Origin of the sequence: Streptomyces milbemycinicus (assembly GCF_002154605.1) — a bacterium.
Classification (GTDB): Bacteria; Actinomycetota; Actinomycetes; order Streptomycetales; family Streptomycetaceae; genus Streptomyces; species Streptomyces milbemycinicus.
In genome coordinates this window covers 1-553 of the sequence record NZ_MUNE01001222.1, presented here as the reverse complement: position 1 = coordinate 553, position 553 = coordinate 1, and the positions used below count along the sequence as shown (strand labels likewise).

Genomic DNA, 553 nt, shown 5'->3' with positions numbered 1-553 from the left:
CCCCAGGCCCCGCCCCCGCCGCCTCGTGTTCCGCCACCAGCCGCTGCCCACGCTCCAGGACCCCCGTGGGGAGCCGGACCGTGCCTGTCGCCGAGGCGATCAGGTCCACCCGCGCGCCGAGGTCGGCCGCGAAGGCGTCCAGGTGGGCGCGGTCCTTGGGGGAGCGCATGTCGACCAGGGCCACCACCACGTACCGCTCGCGCGGGAAGCGCCGGTGGAGGGCGGCGATGGTGTTGAGCACCGTCCGGCCGGTCGAGAACTCGTCGTCGACGAGAACCAGCGGGCCGTCCGTGGCCAGCAGGGCGGGGTCCTCGGGGAGGAGGAGGTGGGATGTGGCGTGGCTGTGCTCCTCCTCGAAGCCGCCCACCGGGGCGACCCCGGCGACCGGGCGGCGGGTGGAGTGGAGGTAGGGGGCGAGGCCCAGGCCGTCCGCGACGCTGTGGCCCAGGCCCGTCGCGGTCTCCGCGTAGCCGAGCACGACCGCGCGCGCAGCGGCCTCGTCGCCCAGTAGCTCGCGGACCCGGCGGCCGAGCCGTACGCCCGCGCCGTGGAC

General features: G+C 76.9%; 1 protein-coding gene. It reads right to left on the bottom strand.

From position 1 onward, the window contains the following. The coding region (locus CCN51_RS52235) for a phosphoribosyltransferase domain-containing protein (protein WP_211303362.1) at nucleotides 1-553 on the bottom strand (553 nt) is incomplete at both ends.